Source organism: Isoptericola haloaureus (assembly GCF_036689775.1).
GTDB lineage: Bacteria > Actinomycetota > Actinomycetes > Actinomycetales > Cellulomonadaceae > Isoptericola > Isoptericola haloaureus.
In genome coordinates this window covers 34,979-54,417 of record NZ_JBAGLP010000120.1, presented here as the reverse complement: position 1 = coordinate 54,417, position 19,439 = coordinate 34,979, and the positions used below count along the sequence as shown (strand labels likewise).

At 73.4% G+C, this 19,439-nt stretch carries 17 protein-coding genes; 7 read left to right on the top strand and 10 right to left on the bottom strand.

Going from position 1 to position 19,439, the window contains the following annotated elements; genetic code table 11:
* Nucleotide 1: 1 nt before the first annotated feature.
* Nucleotides 2-1,501: an aldehyde dehydrogenase family protein gene (locus tag V5O49_RS15585; RefSeq protein ID WP_332903041.1), complete on the bottom strand. Its 1,500-nt coding sequence runs from the start codon at nucleotides 1,499-1,501 to the stop codon at nucleotides 2-4.
* A 109-nt stretch (nucleotides 1,502-1,610) separates the two neighbouring features.
* Here V5O49_RS15585 and V5O49_RS15580 point away from each other — a divergent pair, with 109 nt between their 5' ends.
* Nucleotides 1,611-2,237 carry a TetR/AcrR family transcriptional regulator gene (locus V5O49_RS15580; RefSeq protein ID WP_278234713.1) on the top strand — a complete coding sequence of 209 codons (627 nt, stop codon included), beginning with the start codon at nucleotides 1,611-1,613 and terminating at the stop codon, nucleotides 2,235-2,237.
* 30 nt (nucleotides 2,238-2,267) lie between these two features.
* On the opposite strand, the gene V5O49_RS15575 is transcribed toward V5O49_RS15580, so the two are convergent.
* The 9 genes from V5O49_RS15575 to V5O49_RS15535 all read right to left on the bottom strand — a co-directional run bounded on the left by V5O49_RS15575 (nucleotide 2,268) and on the right by V5O49_RS15535 (nucleotide 13,016).
* A complete protein-coding gene (locus V5O49_RS15575) occupies nucleotides 2,268-3,335 on the bottom strand; it encodes a branched-chain amino acid ABC transporter permease (RefSeq protein ID WP_278234712.1) in 1,068 nt (355 codons plus the stop codon).
* Nucleotides 3,332-4,207 (bottom strand): branched-chain amino acid ABC transporter permease, encoded by an 876-nt coding sequence (locus V5O49_RS15570; RefSeq protein ID WP_332903040.1) that lies wholly within the window; start codon nucleotides 4,205-4,207, stop codon nucleotides 3,332-3,334. Before V5O49_RS15570 ends, V5O49_RS15575 begins: the two co-directional genes overlap by 4 nt.
* 11 nt (nucleotides 4,208-4,218) lie before the next feature.
* Nucleotides 4,219-4,926: an ABC transporter ATP-binding protein gene (locus V5O49_RS15565; protein ID WP_332903039.1), complete on the bottom strand. Its 708-nt coding sequence runs from the start codon at nucleotides 4,924-4,926 to the stop codon at nucleotides 4,219-4,221.
* Nucleotides 4,923-5,690 carry an ABC transporter ATP-binding protein gene (locus V5O49_RS15560; protein ID WP_332903038.1) on the bottom strand — a complete coding sequence of 256 codons (768 nt, stop codon included), beginning with the start codon at nucleotides 5,688-5,690 and terminating at the stop codon, nucleotides 4,923-4,925. The genes V5O49_RS15565 and V5O49_RS15560 overlap by 4 nt, the downstream gene beginning before the upstream one ends.
* A 71-nt stretch (nucleotides 5,691-5,761) precedes the next feature.
* Nucleotides 5,762-7,072 (bottom strand): ABC transporter substrate-binding protein, encoded by a 1,311-nt coding sequence (locus tag V5O49_RS15555; protein ID WP_278234708.1) that lies wholly within the window; start codon nucleotides 7,070-7,072, stop codon nucleotides 5,762-5,764.
* A gap of 368 nt (nucleotides 7,073-7,440) precedes the next feature.
* Complete coding sequence (locus V5O49_RS15550) at nucleotides 7,441-8,424, bottom strand: NAD(P)H-dependent flavin oxidoreductase (RefSeq protein ID WP_332903037.1); 984 nt, start codon at nucleotides 8,422-8,424, stop codon at nucleotides 7,441-7,443.
* A 10-nt stretch (nucleotides 8,425-8,434) separates the two neighbouring features.
* Complete coding sequence (locus tag V5O49_RS15545; RefSeq protein ID WP_332903036.1) at nucleotides 8,435-10,624, bottom strand: 3-hydroxyacyl-CoA dehydrogenase NAD-binding domain-containing protein; 2,190 nt, start codon at nucleotides 10,622-10,624, stop codon at nucleotides 8,435-8,437.
* A gap of 14 nt (nucleotides 10,625-10,638) precedes the next feature.
* A complete protein-coding gene (locus V5O49_RS15540) occupies nucleotides 10,639-11,847 on the bottom strand; it encodes an acetyl-CoA C-acetyltransferase (RefSeq protein ID WP_332903035.1) in 1,209 nt (402 codons plus the stop codon).
* Between the two features lie 8 nt (nucleotides 11,848-11,855).
* Nucleotides 11,856-13,016, bottom strand: a complete 1,161-nt coding sequence (locus tag V5O49_RS15535) for an acyl-CoA dehydrogenase family protein (RefSeq protein ID WP_332903034.1) — start codon at nucleotides 13,014-13,016, stop codon at nucleotides 11,856-11,858.
* 146 nt (nucleotides 13,017-13,162) lie between these two features.
* On the opposite strand from V5O49_RS15535, the gene V5O49_RS15530 reads away from it, so the two are divergent.
* From V5O49_RS15530 to V5O49_RS15505, 6 genes are read left to right on the top strand one after another with little or no spacing between them, the layout of a single operon-like run.
* Nucleotides 13,163-13,951, top strand: a complete 789-nt coding sequence (locus V5O49_RS15530; RefSeq protein WP_332903033.1) for an SDR family oxidoreductase — start codon at nucleotides 13,163-13,165, stop codon at nucleotides 13,949-13,951.
* Complete coding sequence (locus tag V5O49_RS15525; protein WP_332903032.1) at nucleotides 13,948-15,147, top strand: acyl-CoA dehydrogenase family protein; 1,200 nt, start codon at nucleotides 13,948-13,950, stop codon at nucleotides 15,145-15,147. Before V5O49_RS15530 ends, V5O49_RS15525 begins: the two co-directional genes overlap by 4 nt.
* Nucleotides 15,144-16,241 carry a phosphotransferase family protein gene (locus V5O49_RS15520; protein ID WP_332903031.1) on the top strand — a complete coding sequence of 366 codons (1,098 nt, stop codon included), beginning with the start codon at nucleotides 15,144-15,146 and terminating at the stop codon, nucleotides 16,239-16,241. The genes V5O49_RS15525 and V5O49_RS15520 overlap by 4 nt, the downstream gene beginning before the upstream one ends.
* Nucleotides 16,238-17,014 (top strand): electron transfer flavoprotein subunit beta/FixA family protein, encoded by a 777-nt coding sequence (locus V5O49_RS15515; protein ID WP_332903030.1) that lies wholly within the window; start codon nucleotides 16,238-16,240, stop codon nucleotides 17,012-17,014. The genes V5O49_RS15520 and V5O49_RS15515 overlap by 4 nt, the downstream gene beginning before the upstream one ends.
* A gap of 14 nt (nucleotides 17,015-17,028) precedes the next feature.
* Nucleotides 17,029-18,009: an electron transfer flavoprotein subunit alpha/FixB family protein gene (locus tag V5O49_RS15510; RefSeq protein ID WP_332903249.1), complete on the top strand. Its 981-nt coding sequence runs from the start codon at nucleotides 17,029-17,031 to the stop codon at nucleotides 18,007-18,009.
* A complete protein-coding gene (locus V5O49_RS15505) occupies nucleotides 18,006-19,418 on the top strand; it encodes a cytochrome b/b6 domain-containing protein (RefSeq protein ID WP_332903029.1) in 1,413 nt (470 codons plus the stop codon). Before V5O49_RS15510 ends, V5O49_RS15505 begins: the two co-directional genes overlap by 4 nt.
* Nucleotides 19,419-19,439: the final 21 nt, after the last annotated feature.

The following is a 19,439-nucleotide window of genomic DNA, read 5'->3' as shown; positions in this document are numbered from 1 at the left end:
CTCAGTTGCGCGGCGGCTTCGCCCTGCCGTGCAGCATCGGGATCATCCGGGCGACCGTGTGCATGTCCTTGTCCGTGCGCTCCATGGTCAGCAGGTTCAGCGCCGCCCGACGGGTCTGCCGCGCGACGGACTTGACCGCGCAGAACTCGCGCAGCCCGTCGGCCCCGTGGATGCGCCCGAAGCCGCTCTGCTTGACGCCCCCGAAGGGCAGCGCCGCCACACCGGCGAACCCGAGCACCGAGTTGATCGTGACGACTCCCGCCCGCAGCGCGTCCGCGGCCCGGGTCGCGGCGCCCTTGTCCTTCGTGAACACGGCGGCGCCGAGGCCGTACACCGTGGCGTTCGCGCGCTCGACGGCCTCGTCGAGGGACGCGACCGTGTTGATGACGACGAGCGGGCCGAACGTCTCGTGCTGCACGGCGGCGGAGTCCTCGGCCACGTCGGTGACGACGACGGGTCCGACGACCCGGCCGGCGACGCTGTCGCGTCCGCCGAACGCGGCCGACCCCGTGCGCAGGGCGTCGTCGACGTGGTCGCGCACGACGTCGACCTGCGACGGCATCGTCATCGGACCGTAGTGCGGGTCGGGTCCGTCGATGCGCAGCCGCTCGACCCGTTCGACGACGCGCGCCACCAGGTCGTCGCGGACCGTGTCGACGACGTACACGCGCTCGACCCCGACGCAGGTCTGCCCGGCGTTGCCCATGGCTCCGAAGACCACGAAGTCGGCCGCGGAGTCCAGGTCGGCGTCGGCGGCGACGAGCATGGCGTCCTTGCCGCCGCACTCGGCCACGATCGGGGTGAGCTGCTCGGCCGCCACGGACATGACCTTCTTCGCCGTGGCGGTCGACCCGGTGAAGGCGATCTTGTCGACCGAGCGGACCAGCTGTGCGCCGGTCGCGCCGTCGCCGGTCAGGGCGACGAGCACGTCGTGGCCGACCGCCTCCGCCCAGCGTTCGGCGAGCCACACGGCGGGGCCGGGGGTGAGCTCGCTGGGCTTGAAGACCACGGCGTTGCCCGCGGCGAGAGCGTAGGAGATCGACCCCATGGGGGTGTACAGCGGGTAGTTCCACGGACCGATCACGCCCACGACGCCGTAGGGCTCGTAGCCCACGGTGGCGTGCTGGTTGTAGTTGATCAGCCCGGCGGACACCTTGCGCCGGCGCAGCACCCGCCGCGCGTTCTTCGCGGCCCAGTCGAGGTGGCCCAGCGTCAGCATGATCTCGAGCAGGGCGTCGCCGTGCGGCTTGCCGGTCTCCGCGGAGATGAGGGTCGCGAGCTCCTCGGCCCCGGCCGCGATGCGGGACTTCCAGTGGAGCAGGTGGGCGCGCCGGGCGGCGAAGCCCTGGTCCTCCCACCACGTGGCCCCGGCGCGTGCACGGCGGACGGCGTCCTCGACGTCCGCGCCCTGCGCGAGGGGGTAGTGGCCGACGGGTTCGCCGTCGACCGGGTTGTGCGTCGTCACCTGCTGGGCCGCCGGTGCCTGGTCCGCGAGTGTCATGGCCTGGTCTCCTACTCGTCGTCGAGCAGCGAAGTAAATGGCGAGTCACACGCTAGCGTCTGCCGGCGCGCCCTGCAAGAGATTCTCTAATCTGGCTTAGAATCGTGCCATGGACGTGACCGAGCCCGCCCCGCCACCGACCCGCGCGGCGTCGAAGTCCGCGCAGACGCGGCAGCGCATCCTCGACGCGGCTGCCGAGGTGCTGTCGAGGAAGGGCTACGCCGGGACCCGGCTCTCCGACGTGGCCGCTGCGGCGGGCGTGCAGGCCCCGGCGATCTACTACTACTTCGCCTCACGCGACGAGCTCGTCGAGGAGGTGATGTGGGTCGGTGCCCACCGTGTCCGGCTCCACGTGGAGGAGCGGCTGGCGGCGGTGCCCGAGGACGCCTCGCCGATGGACCGGCTCCTGGTCGCCGTCGACGCGCACCTGCGCTACGAGCTGCAGCTCTCGGACTACGCCACCGCCTCGGTGCGCAACGCCGGTCACGTCCCGGAGCAGCTCCGCGTCCGTCCCGCCGCGGAGGAGGCCCTGTACAGCCGGTTGTGGCGCGACCTGTTCGTGGCCGCCCAGCAGGCGGGCCAGGTGCGTGCCGACCTCGACATCAACATCTTCCGGCTGCTGCTTCTCGGAGCGATGAACTGGGTCGTCGAGTGGTGGAACCCCCGCACGCGGTCGCTCGACGAGCTGGTCGCGACCGCCCAGGGGATGGTCCGGCACGGCGCCGGGGTCGCCTGACCACGGCGGACGGTGCGCCGGGGCGACGCCTCAGGCCTTCGGCCGGCCCGGCACCCGGCGGACCAGGGGACCGAGCGCAGCACGCGCGAGCCCGGCGAGTCCGTGGGGCACGAAGAACGCGAACAGGATGAGGACGACGCCGTAGGTCGCCCCGGTCGCCGCCGGACTGATGCTCGAGGTCAGCGTCGGGACGTACTGGACGAAGATCGCGCCGAGCACGGCACCGGGGACCGTCGCGAGCCCCCCGACCACGATGAGGGTCACGAACGAGATCGACAGCGTGAGGTTGAAGTTCTCGGGCCCGACGAACTCCAGGAGCAGTGCGTACAGACCCCCGGCGACGCCCGCGTACGCGGCGGACGTCGCGAAGAGCCGGGTCTTGGTCTGCCACGTGTTCACGCCGAGCGTCTCGGCGACCAGCTCGGCGTCCCGCACCGCGACGAAGGACCGGCCCAGACGACCGCGCGCGAGCCGACGGGTGACGACGTAGCCGAGCGACGCCGCGGCGAGCGCGAGGTAGTAGACCCACTGGTCGTGGTCGAGCGGTACCCACGCCGGTGGGGTGCCGTCGATCCCGATCCCTCGGCTGCCGTGCGTCAGCGGCTCGAACGCGCGGATGGCGGCCGGGGTGGCCATCGCCAGCGCGAGCGTCACGAGGCCGAGCTGGAGGCCGTGCAGACGCAGCGCCGGCAACCCGATCGCGTAGCCGACGACGAACGGCACGACCCCGGCGACGAGCAGTGCGGCGGGCTGCGCCCACCCGGCCTCCCCGGCCACCGCGACGGCGTACGCACCGATCGCGAAGAACGCCGAGTGTCCGAGCGAGACCTGGCCCCCGAAGCCGACGAGCAGGTTGAGCCCGAGGCCGACGATCGTCCAGACCATGACCAGCGTGACCGTGAGGTTGACGTAGCTGGGGTTGACCAGCGGCACGACGAGGAGCGCCGCGGCCGCTCCCACGGTGCTCAGCACCGCCAGCCAGCGCGGTGGTGCCAGGGGCGGCCGCGGTCGTCGCAGCCACTCCGCCACCGTGCCGCCGCCGCGACGTGTGGTTCCGCCGCCGGACGTCCGGGCAGGACGGGTCGCCGTCGTGCTCATACGCGCACCACCTCTCGTCGTCCGAGGAGTCCTTGAGGTCGCACCAGCAGCACGACCACGATGATCGCCAGCGCGACCACCTGCTTGAAGTCGGAGCCGTGCGGCAGGTAGCTGCCGGCGAGGTTCTCGACGACCCCGACGACGATGCCGCCGACGAGCGCTCCGGGCGGCGAGTCGAGGCCGCCGAGCGTCGCCGCCGCGAAGGCGTAGATGAGGACCGGCGTCATCATTCCGGGGTGCAGGAACAGCTCGGGGGCGATCAGCGTGCCGGCCACCGCACCCACCGCGCCGGCGATCGCCCAGCCGGCGGTCATGGTGCGACCGGTCGAGATGCCCGACAGCTCGGCGGACTCGGGGGCGGAGATCGCGGCCCGCATGCGCAGCCCCACCGGTGTGAGCTCGAAGAGCACGCCGAGGGCCACGGCGACGACCAGGACGGTCAGGACGATGCCGACGTCCTGGCGCGAGACCGCAACGCCGCCGATCTCGACCGCTCCCGAGCCGAAGAGCGCCGGGACCTCCTTGGTCTGGTAGGTCCACACCCAGCCGATGATCGCGTTGAGCGCGATCATCAGCCCGAGCGTGACGATGATGAGCGGGAGCGCCTGGTGGCGGCGCACCAGGGGGCGGACGAGCACCCGTTCGACCCCCGCGGAGAGCGCGGCGAGCGCGGCGGTCGCGACGAGCAGGGCGGCCCAGATCGGCAGGCCCCAGGCCGTCAGCTGCCACGACACGTACGCCCCGAGCAGGGCGAGCTCGCCCTGGGCGAAGTTGAGCGTCCGCGACGCGCGGTAGACCAGCACGATCGCGAGCGCGAGGGCACCGTAGACCGCTCCGGTCGCGACCCCGTCGGCGAGCTGTTGCAGCAGCATCCGTCGTCCTCTCAGACGCCCAGGTAGGCGCGGCGCACGTCGTCGTTGTCCCGGAGCTCGTCCGCCCGACCTCGCACGGTGATCCGGCCGCTGGAGATGACGACCGCGTCCTCGGCGATGCCGAGGGCCACCTCGGCGTTCTGCTCGACGAGCAGCATGGCCGTGCCCGTCTCGCGGCCCAGCTCGTCGAGGGTGGCGAAGAGGTCCGTGGTGATCTTGGGCGCGAGGCCCAGGGAGGGCTCGTCCAGCAGCAGCATCCGCGGCGCCGACATGAACGCGCGGGCGATGGCCAGCAGCTGCTGCTCGCCGCCGCTGAGCCCGGACGCCGGACGGCCGCTGCGTTCACCCAGCCGCGGGAAGCGCTCCATCCAGCGGTCCGCGGCCGCGACCGCCTCTCTCCGGGGTCGCGTCGCCCCGCCCACGAGCAGGTTCTCGCGCACCGTGAGGTCCCCGAAGGTGCCGCGGCCCTGCGGCACGTGGGCGATGCCCGCCCCCGCGACACGGTAGGGCGGGAGGCCGAGGAGCTCGGTCTCCCCGAGCCGGACGGACCCCACGGCGTCGCAGAGGCCGGAGATGGTCCGCAGCACGGTGGTCTTGCCGGCCCCGTTGGCCCCGAGGACCACCAGCCGCCCGCCGTCGGGCACCTCGAAACGCACGTCGCGGAGGACCGTCGCGGGACCGTAGCCCGCGGCCTCGATCTCGACCGTCAGCGCGCTCATGCGGCGGTCCCGAGGTAGGCGGCCACGACCTGCGGGTCGCGGGCGACCTCGCGGGGGTCGCCCTCGGCGATGAGGCGGCCGAAGTCCAGCACGACGACGCGGTCGCAGACGGACGTCACGAGACCCATGTGGTGCTCCACGAGGAGGATCGCCGCCCCGCGGTCCGTGGCCAGCCGTCGGAGCGTCGCGCCGAGCTCGGCCACCTCGCTGTGGACCAGTCCGTTGGCCGGCTCGTCCACGAGCAGCAGACGCGGCTCGCCGACGAGCGCACGGGCCAGCTCGATGCGCTTGAGCGTGCCGAACGGGAGCGTGCCGACGGGACGGCCCGCGACGTCGGCGAGGTCGAGCTCGGTGAGGAGCTCCAGGGCGCGGGCGCGGAGCCGGTCCTCGGTGCGACGGACGTCGGGCAGGTCGAGCACGGTGGCCCACCAGCCGCCGCGCGTGGCGTGGTACGCGCCGGCCAGCACGTTCTCCAGCACGGTCTGGCTCGCCAGCAGACCGAGGTTCTGGAAGGTCCGCCCGACGCCGAGACCGGCGATGCGGTGGCGCGGCAGGCCCGCGACCTCCCGTCCGAGGACCCGGACGCTGCCCGACTGCGGTCGGTACAAGCCGTTGATGCAGTTGAAGAGACTGGTCTTGCCCGCGCCGTTGGGGCCGATGAGGCCCACGACCTCGCCGTCGGCGACCGTCAGGCTCGGTCCGTCGAGCGCCTGCAGCCCGCCGAACGAGAGGTGCACGTCGTGCACCTCGAGCAACGCGTCCATCGCATCCTCCTGGGCCGTGTCCGGTGGGTCACCACCGGGGCCGGCCGTCGTGGCCGGCCCCGGGTGCTCGGTCAGTCGACGGTGTAGTCCCCCTCGGCGAGGTCCCAGTTCTCGCCGTTGAAGACCTGGACCTTGATCTCCCGGAAGACGTACGGGTAGTCCGGCGTCGTGGTGACGGCGACCGGCGCGAGGTCGAGCTCGAGGCCCTCGAAGGTCGTCGCCGCCTCGAGCAGCGCCTCGCGGGTGCAGCCCTGCATCTGCTGCAGCGCGGCCTCCAGCAGCTGCGCGGTCTGGTAGCCCGCCGCCGCGGGGGCGGAGAGGGGGTCGACCTCGTCGTGCGCCGTGGCGAAATCGGTCCAGGCGTCGAAGCCGGCGTCGCCGGCGGACGACGGGTCGGTGATGTCCTTGGTGTAGGCGACGGAGACGACGCCGTCGGCGGCTCCCTCGCCGGCGGGCTTGAGGAAGAACGTCGCGTCGGCCGCCGGGGCGCTGACGACGGTCGTCGCGTCCCACCCGAGCTCCATCTTCTTCTTGAGCGACTGCGTCGCGAACGACCCGACGGCCCAGTCCAGGAAGATGTCCGCCTCGGACGCCGCGAGGGTCGTGACCTGGCTGTCGACGGAGGCGCTGGCCAGCTCGTACGGCTCGGCGGCGACGATCTCGAGGTCGGTGCCCTCGAACGCCTCCTCGAAGCCCGCGCGGACGCTCTCGCCGAAGTCGTCGTTCTGGTACAGGATCGCGGCGGTCGCGCCGGGGTGGTGCGCGACGAGGTACTCGGCGAGCGCCTGCACCTCGAAGCCGTACTGGGGCATGAAGCCGGTCGTCCAGGGGTCCTCGGCGTGCAGGGACTGGAGGGCGTCCGTGCCGGTGCCCACGAACAGGTTCGGTACGCCGGCCTCCTCCACGTACGGTGCGACGCTGATCGCGGCGCCCGTCCCGAGCACGCCCGCCAGGGCGAACACCTCCTCCTGCTCGACGAGCGAGCGGACGTTCGCGGCGGTCTTCGCGGGGTCGTAGCCGTCGTCGACGACGCTGACCGAGACGTCGCGCTGCGTGCCGTCGGCCAGCTCGAGCCCCCCGGCGGCGTTGACGTCGTCGAAGTAGGCCTGGAGCGTCTGACCTATCGCGCCGTAGGCGGCGGCCGGTCCCGAGAGCGGGATGCTGTTGCCGATCCGCACCTCGGTCTCGGTGAAGCCGGGGCTGCAGTCCTCGGCGGCGGCCGCGGTCGTGGTGTCGTCGCCGGCGTCCTCCCCGGACGCGGCGGGGGCGTCGTCGGCCGCGTCGCGCCCGGAGCACCCCGCCAGGGTGAGCGCGACGACGGCGATCCCCGCCGCGAGCGTGGTCAGGGGTCGTGCGCGTCCTGCGGTGCGGACGATGGACATGGTTCCTCCTCGGGGGCGGGCCTGCTGGGCGTGGCGGGAACGGCGCGGTGCGCACCGTGGGTGCCCGCCGGTGGAGTCCCGGTCCGCCGGGACGCGCGGCACGGCGTCGGGCGAGTGCCGGACGGGACCGTCGTCGGTCGGTTGTCCGTGGTCGATCATCGCCGGTCTCCTACTCTCCGTTGAGCAGCAAGTTAATGGCGCTTCACATGCTAGGGCCTCGGCGTGGCCCCGGCAAGGGTTTGTCGAATCACGGTTCGAATCCGTGACCGTCCCGTGACAGCAGCACTGGCGCGACCCTCCGGGGGGAGAGGGTCGCGCCAGTGGTCGGGTACCGGTCGCTCGGACGGTGCCGACGTGTGATCAGCCGTTCACACCGCGGCAGGGCTCGCGAACATCGCCAGCCGGTCGCGCAGGATCTGCTCGGCGTCGGCGACGGTGCGCCGCACGACCTCGCCCGCGGCCGGCACGTCGTGGATGAGGCCCTGCACGAGCCCCACCGTCCAGATACCCGCGTCGAGGTCACCGTCCTCGAACACCTTCCGCCCGTGGCGGCCCGCGACGAGCTCGCGGACGTCGGCGAAGTCACCGCCGCGCGCCAGCACCTCGACGACCTCGTCGCTCACGGCGTTCTTCGCCACGCGGGCCGTGTTGCGCAGCTGCCGGAAGATGAGGTTCGTGTCGCGCTCGGTGCCCGCCACGATCCGTTCCTTGACGGTCGGTGCGACGGGCGACTCCTGGGTGCACATGAACCGCGAGCCCATCGTGATGCCGTCGGCGCCGAGCGCGAGCGCCGCGGCGAGCCCGCGCCCGTCGGCGAACCCGCCGCAGGCGGTGAAGGGGATCGTCAGCCGGTCCGCCGCCGCGGGCACGAGCACCAGGCCCGGGACGTCGTCCTCCCCGGGGTGCCCGGCGCACTCGAAGCCGTCGATCGACACGGCGGTCACCCCGACGCTCTGCGCCTTGAGCGCGTGCCGCACGCTGGTGCACTTGTGGATCACCCGCACGCCGTGCGCGGTGAACATGTCCATGTGCGGCTCCGGGTTGGCGCCCGCCGTCTCGACGATCGTGACGCCGGCGTCGATGATCGCGCGGCGGTACTCGTCGTACGGCGGGGGGTCGATCGCGGGCAGGATGGTCAGGTTGACGCCCACGGGCTTGTCCGTGAGCGCACGAGCCTTCTCGATCTCGGCGACCAGGTCGTCCGGCGTCGGCTGGGTGAGGGCCGTGATCATGCCCAGGCCGCCCGCCTCCGAGACGGCCGCGGCGAGCTCCGCACGGCCGACCCACATCATCCCGCCCTGGATCACGGGGTGCTCGATCCCGAGCGCCTCGGTCAGACGTGTCGTCACCATGGCTCGCCTCCTACGCGTAGGTCTCGTCGGCGGCGGCCCGGGCGACGAGCGAGGCCGGGGGGCGGAACCGCTCGCCGTAGGTGTCCGCCAGCTCGTGGGCGCGCCCGACGAACCCCTCGAGCCCGCCCGCGTACTGGTTGACGTACTGCAGCACGCCCCCCGTCCACGCGGGGAAGCCGATGCCGTAGATCGAGCCGATGTTGGCATCGGCGACGGTGGTGAGCACTCCGTCGTCGAGGCAGGCGATCGCGTCGAGGGCCTCGGCGAAGAGCATCCGCTCCTGGAGGTCCACGAGCGGGACGTCGGCGCTGCCGGAGTCGTACTTCTCGCGCAGTCCCGGCCAGAGCCGGACGCGCCGCCCGGACTGGTCGTACTCGTAGAAGCCCCGGCGGGCCTTGCGTCCCGGCCGGTCCTGGGAGTCGACCATCCAGTCGACCACGGCCTCGGCGGGGTGCGGGACCCAGGTGCGTCCTTCGGCCTCCTCGGCGGCGCGGGTCTCGGTGCGGATCTTCTGCGTGAGCGACAGCGTGAGCTCGTCGAGCAGCTGCAGGGCGCCTGCGGGGTACCCGGCCTGGAGCGCCGCCTGCTCGATGCTCGCCGGTTCGACGCCCTCGCCGACGGCGGCGACCGCCTCGTCGATGAACTTGCCGATCACGCGCGAGGTGAAGAACCCGCGGGCGTCGTTGACGACGATCGGCGTCTTGCGGATCTGCAGGACGAAGTCGAACACCTTCGCCAGCACGGCGTCGCTCGTGCGTTCGCCCCGCACGATCTCGACCAGGGGCATCTTGTCGACGGGGGAGAAGAAGTGGATGCCGATGAAGTCCTCGACCCGGTCGACGCCCTCGGCCAGCAGCGTGATCGGCAGGGTGGAGGTGTTGGACCCGAGCACGGCGTCGGGCTCCACGACGTCCTGGATCTCCTGGAAGACCCCCTGCTTGAGAGGGACGGACTCGAAGACGGCCTCGACGACGAAGTCCACGCCCGCGAAGTCGGCGGCCTCGCCGGTCGCGGTGATCCGGTCGAGGAGCTCGGCGCTGCGTTCCGGGGTGGTCTTCCCCCGCCGCAGGGCCTTCTCCTCGAGCTTGCGTGCGTAGTCCTTGCCCTGCTCGGCTGCCTCGGCGGACACGTCCTTGAGGACGACGTCGATGCCGCTGCGCGCGGCCACGTAGGCGATCGCCGCGCCCATCATCCCGGCCCCGACGACGCCCAGACGGGTCGCCCGGTACGTGGGGTAGCCCTCGGGCCGGCTGGCTCCTGCGGTGATGCTCTGCAGGTCGAAGAAGAACGCCTGGATCATGTTCTTGGCGACCTGGGTGTGGGTCAGCTGGACGAGGTAGCGGGTCTCGACCCTCGACGCGGTGTCGAAGTCCACGGACGCGCCCTCGACGGCGGCGGCCATGGCGGCGCGGGGTGCCGGCACGGGCGCTCCCTTGACCTGCTGGCGCAGCATGGCCGGCATCGCGGCCAGGGCCTGGGCCATCGACGGCGACGACGGCGAGCCCCCGGGCAGGCGGAAGCCGTCGGCGTCCCAGGGCTGGACGGGCTCCGGGTGGGCGGCGATCCACGCCTTGGCCCGGTCGTGGACCTCGGCCGCGGGCACGACCTCGTCGACGAGCCCCGCGTCCAGCGCACCCTCCGCGGTGAAGCGCGTGGCCGGCAGGATCACGTCGGCGAGGGCCTTCTGCAGGCCGAGCATCCGGACGGTGCGGGTCACCCCGCCGCCGCCGGGCAGCAGCCCGAGAGAGACCTCGGGGAGCCCGAACCGTGCCCCCGCGGCGTCGCCGGCGGCGATCCGGTGGTGGGTGGCCAGCGCGACCTCGAGACCGCCGCCGAGCGCGGTGCCGGTGAGCGCGGCGACCACGGGCCGACCGAGCCGCTCGAGGCGGCGCAGGAGCGACTTGACGTGGTCGATGTGCGCGGTCTCCTCGGCCGACCTCTCGGGGTCGGCGGCGCGCAGCAGGTTGAGGTCCCCGCCGGCGAACCAGCTCTTCTTGGCCGAGGCGAGGACGACGCCGGCGATCCGGTCGCGTTCGGCCTCCAGCCGCTCGACGGTCGCCTCGATCGCGCTCACGAAGTGGGCGTTCATGGTGTTGGCCGCGCTGTCCGGGTCGTCCATCGTGATGGTGACGACGCCGTCGGCGTCCTCGGCCCAGTCGTACCCGAGCCGGACGTCGGTCTTGTCCTCGATGACGCTCATGCCGTGCTCCTTCCTCAGACCCGCTCGATGATGGTGGCGATCCCCATGCCGGCACCGACGCAGAGCGTGGCCAGCCCGCGCTGCAGGTCGCGCCGCTCCAGCTCGTCGAGCAGCGTGCCGAGGATCATGGCCCCGGTGGCTCCGAGCGGGTGCCCCATGGCGATCGCGCCGCCGTTGACGTTGACCTTGTCGTGGGGGACGCCCATCTCCCGCTCCCACCGCATGACGACCGAGGCGAACGCCTCGTTGAGCTCGAACAGGTCGATGTCGTCGACCGTGAGGCCGGCCTGCGCGAGCGCCTTGCGGGTCGCCGGGGCGGGGCCGGTGAGCATGATCGTCGGTTCCGACCCCGTGACGGCGGCGGCCACGATGCGCGCCCGGGGCGTGAGGCCGAGCCGGTCGCCGATCTCCCGGCTGCCGACGGGGACGAGCGCGGCGCCGTCGACGATGCCCGACGAGTTGGCCGCCGTGTGCACGTGGTCGATCGCCTCGACGTGGTGGTACTTCTGCAGAGCCACCGCGTCGTACCCGGCCTGGGCGCCGGGGATGGCGAAAGCGGGCTTCAGGTGTCCGAGCGACTCGACGGTCGACCCGGGGCGCCGGTGCTCGTCGTGGTCGAGCAGGGTGACCCCGTTGACGTCGCGCACCGGGACCACGGAGCGGGCGAAGCGCCCCTCGCGCCAGGCCTCCTCGGCCCGGCGCTGGGACTCGACCGCGTAGGCGTCGACGTCCTGCCGGGTGAAGCCCTCGAGGGTGGCGATGAGGTCGGCTCCGATCCCTTGGGGGACGAAGTGCAGGTCGTAGTTGGTGGTGGGGTCCTGCACGTAGGCCCCGCCGTCGGACCCGATCGGGACGCGGGACATGGACTCGACCCCTCCGGCGAGCACCAGGTCCTCGAAGCCGCTCATGACCTTCTGCGCGGCGGTGTTCACCGCCTCCAGGCCCGAGGCGCAGAACCGGTTGAGCTGGACGCCCGCGACGCTCTCGGGGAGCCCGGCGACCAGCGCGGCGGTGCGGGCGATGTCACCGCCCTGCTCGCCGACGGGGGAGACGACGCCGAGCACGACGTCGTCGATCAGCTCGGGTTCCATCGAGGGGTGGCGCTCGGTGAGCGCGTCGATCAGCCCCACGACCAGGTCCACGGGCTTGACGCCGTGCAGGGATCCGTCGCGGTTCTTGCCTCGCGGTGTGCGCACCGCGTCGTAGATGAGTGCCTCGGTCATGGGTGTCCTCACAGTCCGAGACCTCGACCGACGATCTCCTTCATGATCTCGGTCGTGCCTCCGTAGATGGTGGTGATGCGGGCGTCCTCGTAGTCGCGCGCGATGCGGTACTCCCGCATGTAGCCGTACCCGCCGTGCAGCTGCAGGCAGCGGCCCACGACGTCGACGTACTGCTCGGTGGTCCAGAACTTCGCGGCGGCGGCGTCCTCCGGGGTCAGCCGGCCGGCGTTGTGCTCGACGAGGCACGCGTCCACGTACGCGCGGCTGGCCCGCACGGCGGTCACCATCTCGGCCAGCTCGAAGCGGGTGTTCTGGAACGCGCCGATCGGCCGGCCGAACGCCTGGCGCTGCTTGACGTACTCGAGCGTGCGCTCGAGCACCCCCTCGCTGGAGGCGACGGCGGCGGCCCCGATGGAGATCCGTTCCTGCGGCAGGTTCGCCATCAGGCCCGCGAACCCCGCCCCCTCGGGGCCGAGCAGGTTCGCGACCGGGACGCGGACGCCCTCGAAGGCGAGCTCGCTGGTGTCCTGGGCGTGCAGGCCGATCTTCTCCAGGCGACGCCCGCGGGAGAACCCGGGGGAGTCGGCGGGGATCACGAGCAGGCTCAGTCCCTTGTGCGGGTCCGGGCCGGTGCGCACCGCGGTAACCACGAGGTCGGCGTTCTGCCCGTTGGAGATGAACGTCTTCGACCCGTCGACCACGTAGTCGTCCCCGTCCCGGGTGGCCGTCGTGCGGATCCCCGCGAGGTCGCTGCCCGTGCCGGGCTCCGACATCGCCACGGCGACGACGGTCTCGCCCGCCGCGATGCCGGGGAGCCACCGCCGCTTCTGCTCGTCGTTCGTCAGGTCCGTGAAGTAGGGGATGACGATGTCGTTCGACAGGGCGATGCAGGCCATGCCGTCCGACACCGGGTGGCGCGCGAGCTCCTCGCCCATGACGGCGTTGAAGCGGAAGTCGTCCGACCCGCCGCCCCCGTACTCCTCGGGGATGCCGAAGCCGAGGATCCCGGCCTCGGCGGCCTGGACGAAGAGCTTCCGGTCGACGCGTCCCTCGCGCTCCCACCGCTCGGCGTGCGGGCGGGCGTACTGCTCGACGAAGGCGCGCACCATCTCGCGCAGCTGTTCGTGCTCCTCCTCGTACAGGGAGCGCGGTCCGATGATCTGGCTCATGTTGTCTCCGATCGTCCTTGATCTCGACCTCAACTTTTTATACCATATTAGAAACCGCGCTGGCGAGGCCCTGGTGCAGGCATCTCCTCGGGCCGCGACGGCGAGGGATTGAACCGGCGTTAAGCAATCGCGCAAGGGAGCGTGGCATGACGGAGGGTTTCGCAGCGGGGGCGGGCGGCTGCTCGCGGCTGCAGGGCCGGGTGGCGCTGGTGACGGGTGCGAGCCGCGGCATCGGCCTCGCGGTCGCGCGACGACTCGTCGCGGAGGGCGCGTCCGTCGTGCTCACCGCGCGACGGGCCGAGGGGCTGCAGGCGGCGGTCGAGTCGCTGCCGCCGGATCGGGTCCGCGTCGTCGCGGGCCGGGCCCAGGACCCGGAGCACCGGCGGGCGGCGGTCGAGACCGCGGTGGCGGAGTTCGGCGCGCTCGACGTGCTCGTGAACAACGCCGGCATCAATCCCGTCTACGGCCCCCTCGTCGGGCTCGAGCCGGAGGCGGCGCGCAAGGTTCTCGAGGTCAACGTGCTCGGCACGCTCGGCTGGGTCCAGGAGGCCTGTGCGGCGGGACTCGGCGACCGCGTCGGGGCGGCCGTGCTCAACCTGTCCTCCGTGACGGGGCAGGTGCCGTCCCCGGGGATCGGGTGGTACGGCGTCACCAAGGCCGCGGTCGCCCACCTGACCGTGACGCTGGCGGCCGAGCTCGCGCCCGCGGTCCGCGTCAACGCGCTCGCGCCGGCCGTGGTGCGGACCCGGTTCGCCCGCGCGCTGTACGAGGACCGCGAGGACGAGGTCACCGCACGGTACCCGCTCGGGCGGCTCGGCGAGCCGGCCGACGTCGCCGCCGCCGCGGCGTACCTGTGCTCCGACGAGGCGGGCTGGGTCACGGGACAGGTGCTGACCCTCGACGGCGGGCTGCTCGCGGCAGGAGGAACGGCATGACGACGACGGACCTGGTGGAGCGCACACGGCGGTTCGTGCGGGACGTCGTCGTCCCGGCGGAACCACCGGCCGGCACCCCCCTGGAACCCGCGGCCCGCCGGTCCCTGCAGCGACGGGCCCGGGAGGCCGGCGTGTTCGCGCCCCACGTGCCGACCCGGTTCGGCGGGCAGGGGCTGCGGCTCGGCGAGTGGTCCGCCGTGTTCCAGGAAGCCGGCTACTCGCCGATCGGCCCGGCGGTCCTCAACTGCATGGCGCCCGACGAGGGGAACATGCTGCTCCTGGAGCGGATCGCCACCGTCGAGCAGCAGGAGCGCTACCTCGTCCCGCTCGCCGCGGGCGCGACGCGGTCGTGCTTCGCCATGACCGAGCCGCACCCGGGCGCCGGGTCGGACCCGGCCGCGCTGACGACCACGGCGCGCCGGGTCGACGGGGGATGGGCGATCGACGGGGAGAAGCGGTTCATCTCGGGTGCCGAGGAGGCCGACGTCGCGATCGTGATGGCCCGGACGCCGGACGTCGGCCCCGAGGCCGCCACGATGTTCCTCGTGGAGATGGGGGCCGACGGCGTCTCGATCGGGCACGGCATCCGCACGCTGGAGACGGCGATCACCGGCGGGCACCCGCACGTGCACTTCCGGGACTGCGTCGTCCCCGACGACGCCGTCCTCGGCACGCCGGGGGAAGGCTTCCGGCACGCCCAGGTCCGGCTCGGCCCCGCCCGGCTGACGCACTGCATGCGATGGCTGGGGCTGGCACGTCGGGCCCACGACACCGCGCTGGACCGGGTGCGCCACCGCGAGCTGTTCGGTTCCCCCCTCGCCGAGCTGGGCATCGCGCAGGCGCTCGTCGCCGACTCCGAGATCGACCTCGCCACGGCCGCCGCGCTCGTCGACCGGGCGGCCCGCACGCTCGAGGACGACGCACGGGCCGGCGCCCAGGCGTCGTCCATCGCGAAGGTGCACTGCTCCGAGGCGGTCGGACGGGTCGTCGACCGGGCCGTCCAGCTCTGCGGCGGCGACGGCGTGACCCTCGAGCTGCCCCTGCTGGCGTTCCAGAACGAGGTCCGCCCCTTCCGCGTGTACGACGGGTCGAGCGAGACGCACCGGTGGGCCATCGCGCGTCGTGCCGTCGCACGCCGCGAGCGGGAGGTCGACGCCGGCGAACGCGTCCTGGACCGAGCGGAGGCCGACCGGTGAGCGCGCTCGTGACCGGACCCGACCGGGCCGACGTCGTGCAGGACGCGGCCGAGGCAGCGGCGGCCCCGCGCCCGCCGCTGCTCGTGCTCGACCCGCTGCAGCGGTACCTCGACGGCCTCGGGATCCCGGCGGGCACGCTCGCCTGGCGGCGCATCGGCGACGGCCAGGCCAACGTCACCTACGAGGTGCGGCGCGGCGGCGAGCGGATGGTGCTGCGCCGCGGACCGCGCCCCCCGTTCCCGCCGTCGGCCCACGACATGGTCCGCGAGGCCCGCGTCGTCGCCGCGCTGGGCGCCGTGGGCGTGCGCGTGCCGCGGGTCCGCGCGGTGTGCGACGACCTCGCCGTGCTGGGGGTGCCCTTCTACCTCATGGACTACGTCGAGGGCGAGGTCGTCACGACGTCGTTGCCGCCCGGGTTCGACGGCCCGGGCGCCGCGACCGCCCTGGTCCACGCCGCCGTCGACACCCTCGCCGACCTGCACCAGGTACCGCTCGAGGGCGAGGTGGCCGGCCTCGGCAGGCCCGCCGGCTACCTGGACCGGCAGGTCCGGCGTTTCGCCCAGCTCTGGCCGGTGAACACGCGGCGCTCCGTCCCGGTCGTCGACCGCCTGGCCGAGCGGCTCGCCGCCACCGTGCCGCGGTCCGCCCGCGCGACGGTCGTGCACGGCGACTACCGCCTCGGCAACCTGCTGTTCGCCGCGCCCGACCGGCTCGCCGCCGTCCTGGACTGGGAGATGGCGACGCTCGGGGACCCGCTCGCGGACCTGGGCTACCTCGTCGCCACCTACTCCGCGGCGGGCGAGGTCCGCACGCCGATGGATCTCACCCCGGTGACCGCCGGCCCGGGGTTCCCGTCCCGGGCGGGGCTCGTCGAGCGATACGCTGCCCGCACCGGTGCGGACCTGGAGAACCTGGCCTGGTACGAGGCGCTCGCCCTGTGGAAGTCGACGATCTTCTGCGAGGCGATCTACACACGATGGCTCGACGGGCAGCGACCGGACGACACCTTCGCCCCCGGCCTGGCCGAGGGCGTCCCGCTGATGGCCGACGTCGCCGCCCAGGCGCTGTCCCGTGCCGAGGAAGGAAGACGATGAAGATCGTCGTGCTGATGAAGGTGGTCCCGGACACCTACGTGGACCGCACGCTGTCGCTCGAGACGGGGCTGGCCGACCGTGCCACCGCCGACCTCGTCCTGGACGAGATCGACGAGCGTGCGCTCGAGGTGGCCCTGGCCCACGCCGACGAGGACCCCGAGACCGAGATCGTCGCCGTCGCCATGACCCCGGAACCCGGGGTCACCAGTCTGCGCAAGGCGCTCGCCCTCGGGGCGACCTCGGCGCTGCAGGTGGTCGACGACCGTCTCCTCGGGGCCGACGTCGTGCTCACCGCCGAGATCCTCGCCGCGGCCGTGCAGCACGTCGGCTTCGACCTCGTCCTGGCCGGCGACGCGTCCACCGACGGGTCCGGCGGGGCCGTCCCGGCCGCCGTCGCCGAGCTCCTCGCCCTGCCGTGCGCCACCGCGCTGGCCGAGGTGGAGCTGACCGCGACCGAGGTCACCGGGGTGCGCGCCTCCGACGGCGCCACCGTGCGCCTCACCGCGCCCCTGCCGGCCGTGGTGTCCGTCACCGAGGCGCTGCCCGAGGCCCGCATGGCCGGCTTCAAGGGGATCATCGCCGCCAAGAAGAAGACCATCGAGACCGTCTCCGCCACCGACCTCGGCGTCGACCCCGAGCCGGCCGACGCCGCCCGGTCGATCATGCTCGCCGTCGCCGAGCGGCCGGCGCGGACGGCGGGCACCAAGATCGTCGACAGCGGGGACGCCGGTGAGCAGCTGGCGGCGTTCCTCCTCGAGAACCGGCTGGCATGAGGGAGGACACCACGATGACCGACGTCCACGACGCACCGATCCTGGTGCTCCTCGACCGCACGCCCGACGGTGCACCGGCGGCGTCGTCCGCCGAGCTGCTCGGGGCGGCCGCCACGATCGGCACGCCCGTCGCGCTGCTCGTGGGACCCGGTGCCGAGACCGAGGCCGCCGCGGCCGGCGCGCTGGGGGCGCAGCGGGTGCTGACCGTCTCCACGCCGGCCAAGACGCTGGGTGTCCCCCAGGTGGACGCCCTCGCGGCGGCGGCGCGGCACGTCCGCCCGGCGGCGGTGCTCGCCGCGCACTCCGTGGAGGGGCGCGAGGTGGCCGCCCGCTACGCGGTCCGGACCCGGTCGGCGCTCGCGGTCGACGCCGTGCGGGTCTCCCGCGACGACGAGGGGATCGTCTCCCACCACTCGGTCTACGGCGGGACCTACCTGGTCGACGCCGCACCGACGTTCGGCGCGCCGGTCATCACGGTCCGGCCCGGCGAGATCGACGACCGGGCACCGGCCGTCGACGACGCCGCCGTCGAGGAGATCGAGGTCGAGGACTCGGGCCTGCCCGGTGCCGAGATCGTGGCGGTCGAGCCGGTCGAGGTCACCTCGGAACGACCCGAGCTGCGCGGGGCCGAGAAGGTCGTGTCCGGCGGTCGGGGACTGGGCTCGGCGGAGGGTTTCGTGCTGGTCGAGCGCCTTGCCGACGCGCTCGGTGCCGCCGTCGGCGCCTCGCGCGTCGCGGTGGACAACGGGTACGCCCCGGCGTCGGCCCAGGTGGGGCAGACGGGCGTGTCCGTGTCACCGCGCCTCTACGTCGCCCTGGGCATCTCGGGCGCGATCCAGCACCGTGCCGGGATGCAGACCGCCCAGACCATCGTCGTCGTCAACAACGACGCCGACGCGCCCCTGTTCGAGATCGCGGACTTCGGGGTGGTCGGTGACGTGTTCGAGGTCGTGCCGCAGCTCGTGGCCGCGCTCGAGGAGCGGAGGGGCGCATGACCGCGCTGCGGCGAGGGCTGCCGCGTCGTCCGGGCGGGCCGCCGTGGCCGCCGGCCGGCGAGGCGCCCGGGACGGCGGGCGTCGTGGCCGCGCCGGAGGCGTCCGTGGCCGCGCCGGAGGCGTCCGTGGCCACCGGGACGATCGAGCGCCCGGAGGAGGGCGTCGCTGAGCCGGAGGCCTCGGCCGCGGGCACGGGCGGCGCGACGTCCGCCCGGCCGGCAGCCGCGTCCGGTGGGCCTGCCCAGGGTCCTGCGCAGCCGGTCGCCGACGGTGTCCCGCTGCGCCGCGGCCTGCCGCGCGTGGCCGGGGGAGAGCCGTGGCCGCCGGCGGGGACGGCGCCGGCCTGGGCGTACCGACCGCCCGAGCCAGAGCCCGAGCCCGAGCCGGAGCCCGAGCCGGGGCCCGAGCCCGAGGCGGGGCCGGAACCGGTGCCGACTCCGGTCGGGGCGGGGGACGACGTCCCCGTCGCACGGCAGCAGCCGGGCACGGTCGGCGGTGACGAGCCCTCCGCCAGGACCGGCCCGCGACTGCCGCGCCGCGCGGCCCGTGCTCTGGCTCTGGTCGCCGTGGCGGTCGTGCTGGTCGGTGTCGCCGTCCTGGTGGCGCGGTGGCTGGTCGACCTCGAGCCGGTGCAGCGCTTCCTGGCGACGTACCCCGGCGACTACCCCCTGCCCGAGGGGGCACCGGTGGGGATCCCCGCCTGGCTCTCGTGGCAGCACTTCTTCAACGTGTTCCTGCTGGTGATGATCGTGCGCACCGGCTGGATGGTGCGACGCCAGCAGCGCCCCGAGGCGTACTGGGCCCCACGGTCCGCGCCGACCTCCCGCGTCAGCATCATGTCCTGGGCCCACCAGGCGCTGGACGTCTTCTGGATCGCCAACGGCGCGCTCTACCTGGTCCTGCTCTTCGCGACCGGGCAGTGGGTGCGCATCGTGCCGACCGACTGGAGCGTGGTCCCGAACGCGCTCTCCGCGGGACTCCAGTACCTCTCGCTGAGCTGGCCCACCGACAACGGCTGGGTCCACTACAACAGCCTGCAGCAGCTGGCCTACTTCACCACCGTGTTCGTCGCGGCGCCGCTGGCCATCGCCAGCGGGGTGCGGATGAGCTCCGCGTGGCGCGAGGGCAGCCGGTGGGACCGGGTGCTCCCCGTCGCGACGGCCCGGCGTCTCCACTTCCCGGTGATGCTCTACTTCGTCGCGTTCACGGTCGTCCACGTGGCCCTGGTGCTCTCGACCGGTGCGCTGCGCAACCTCAACCACATGTACGGCGGACGCGACGAGGTGAGCTGGTTCGGCTTCTGGATGTTCGTGGCCTCGCTCGTCGTGATCGTGGCGGCCGCGTCCGCGCTGCGCCCCGTCCTCCTCGCGCCCGTCGCCCGCCGGTTCGGCACCGTCAGCCGGCGCTGAGCCCCGTCCGACCACCCACAG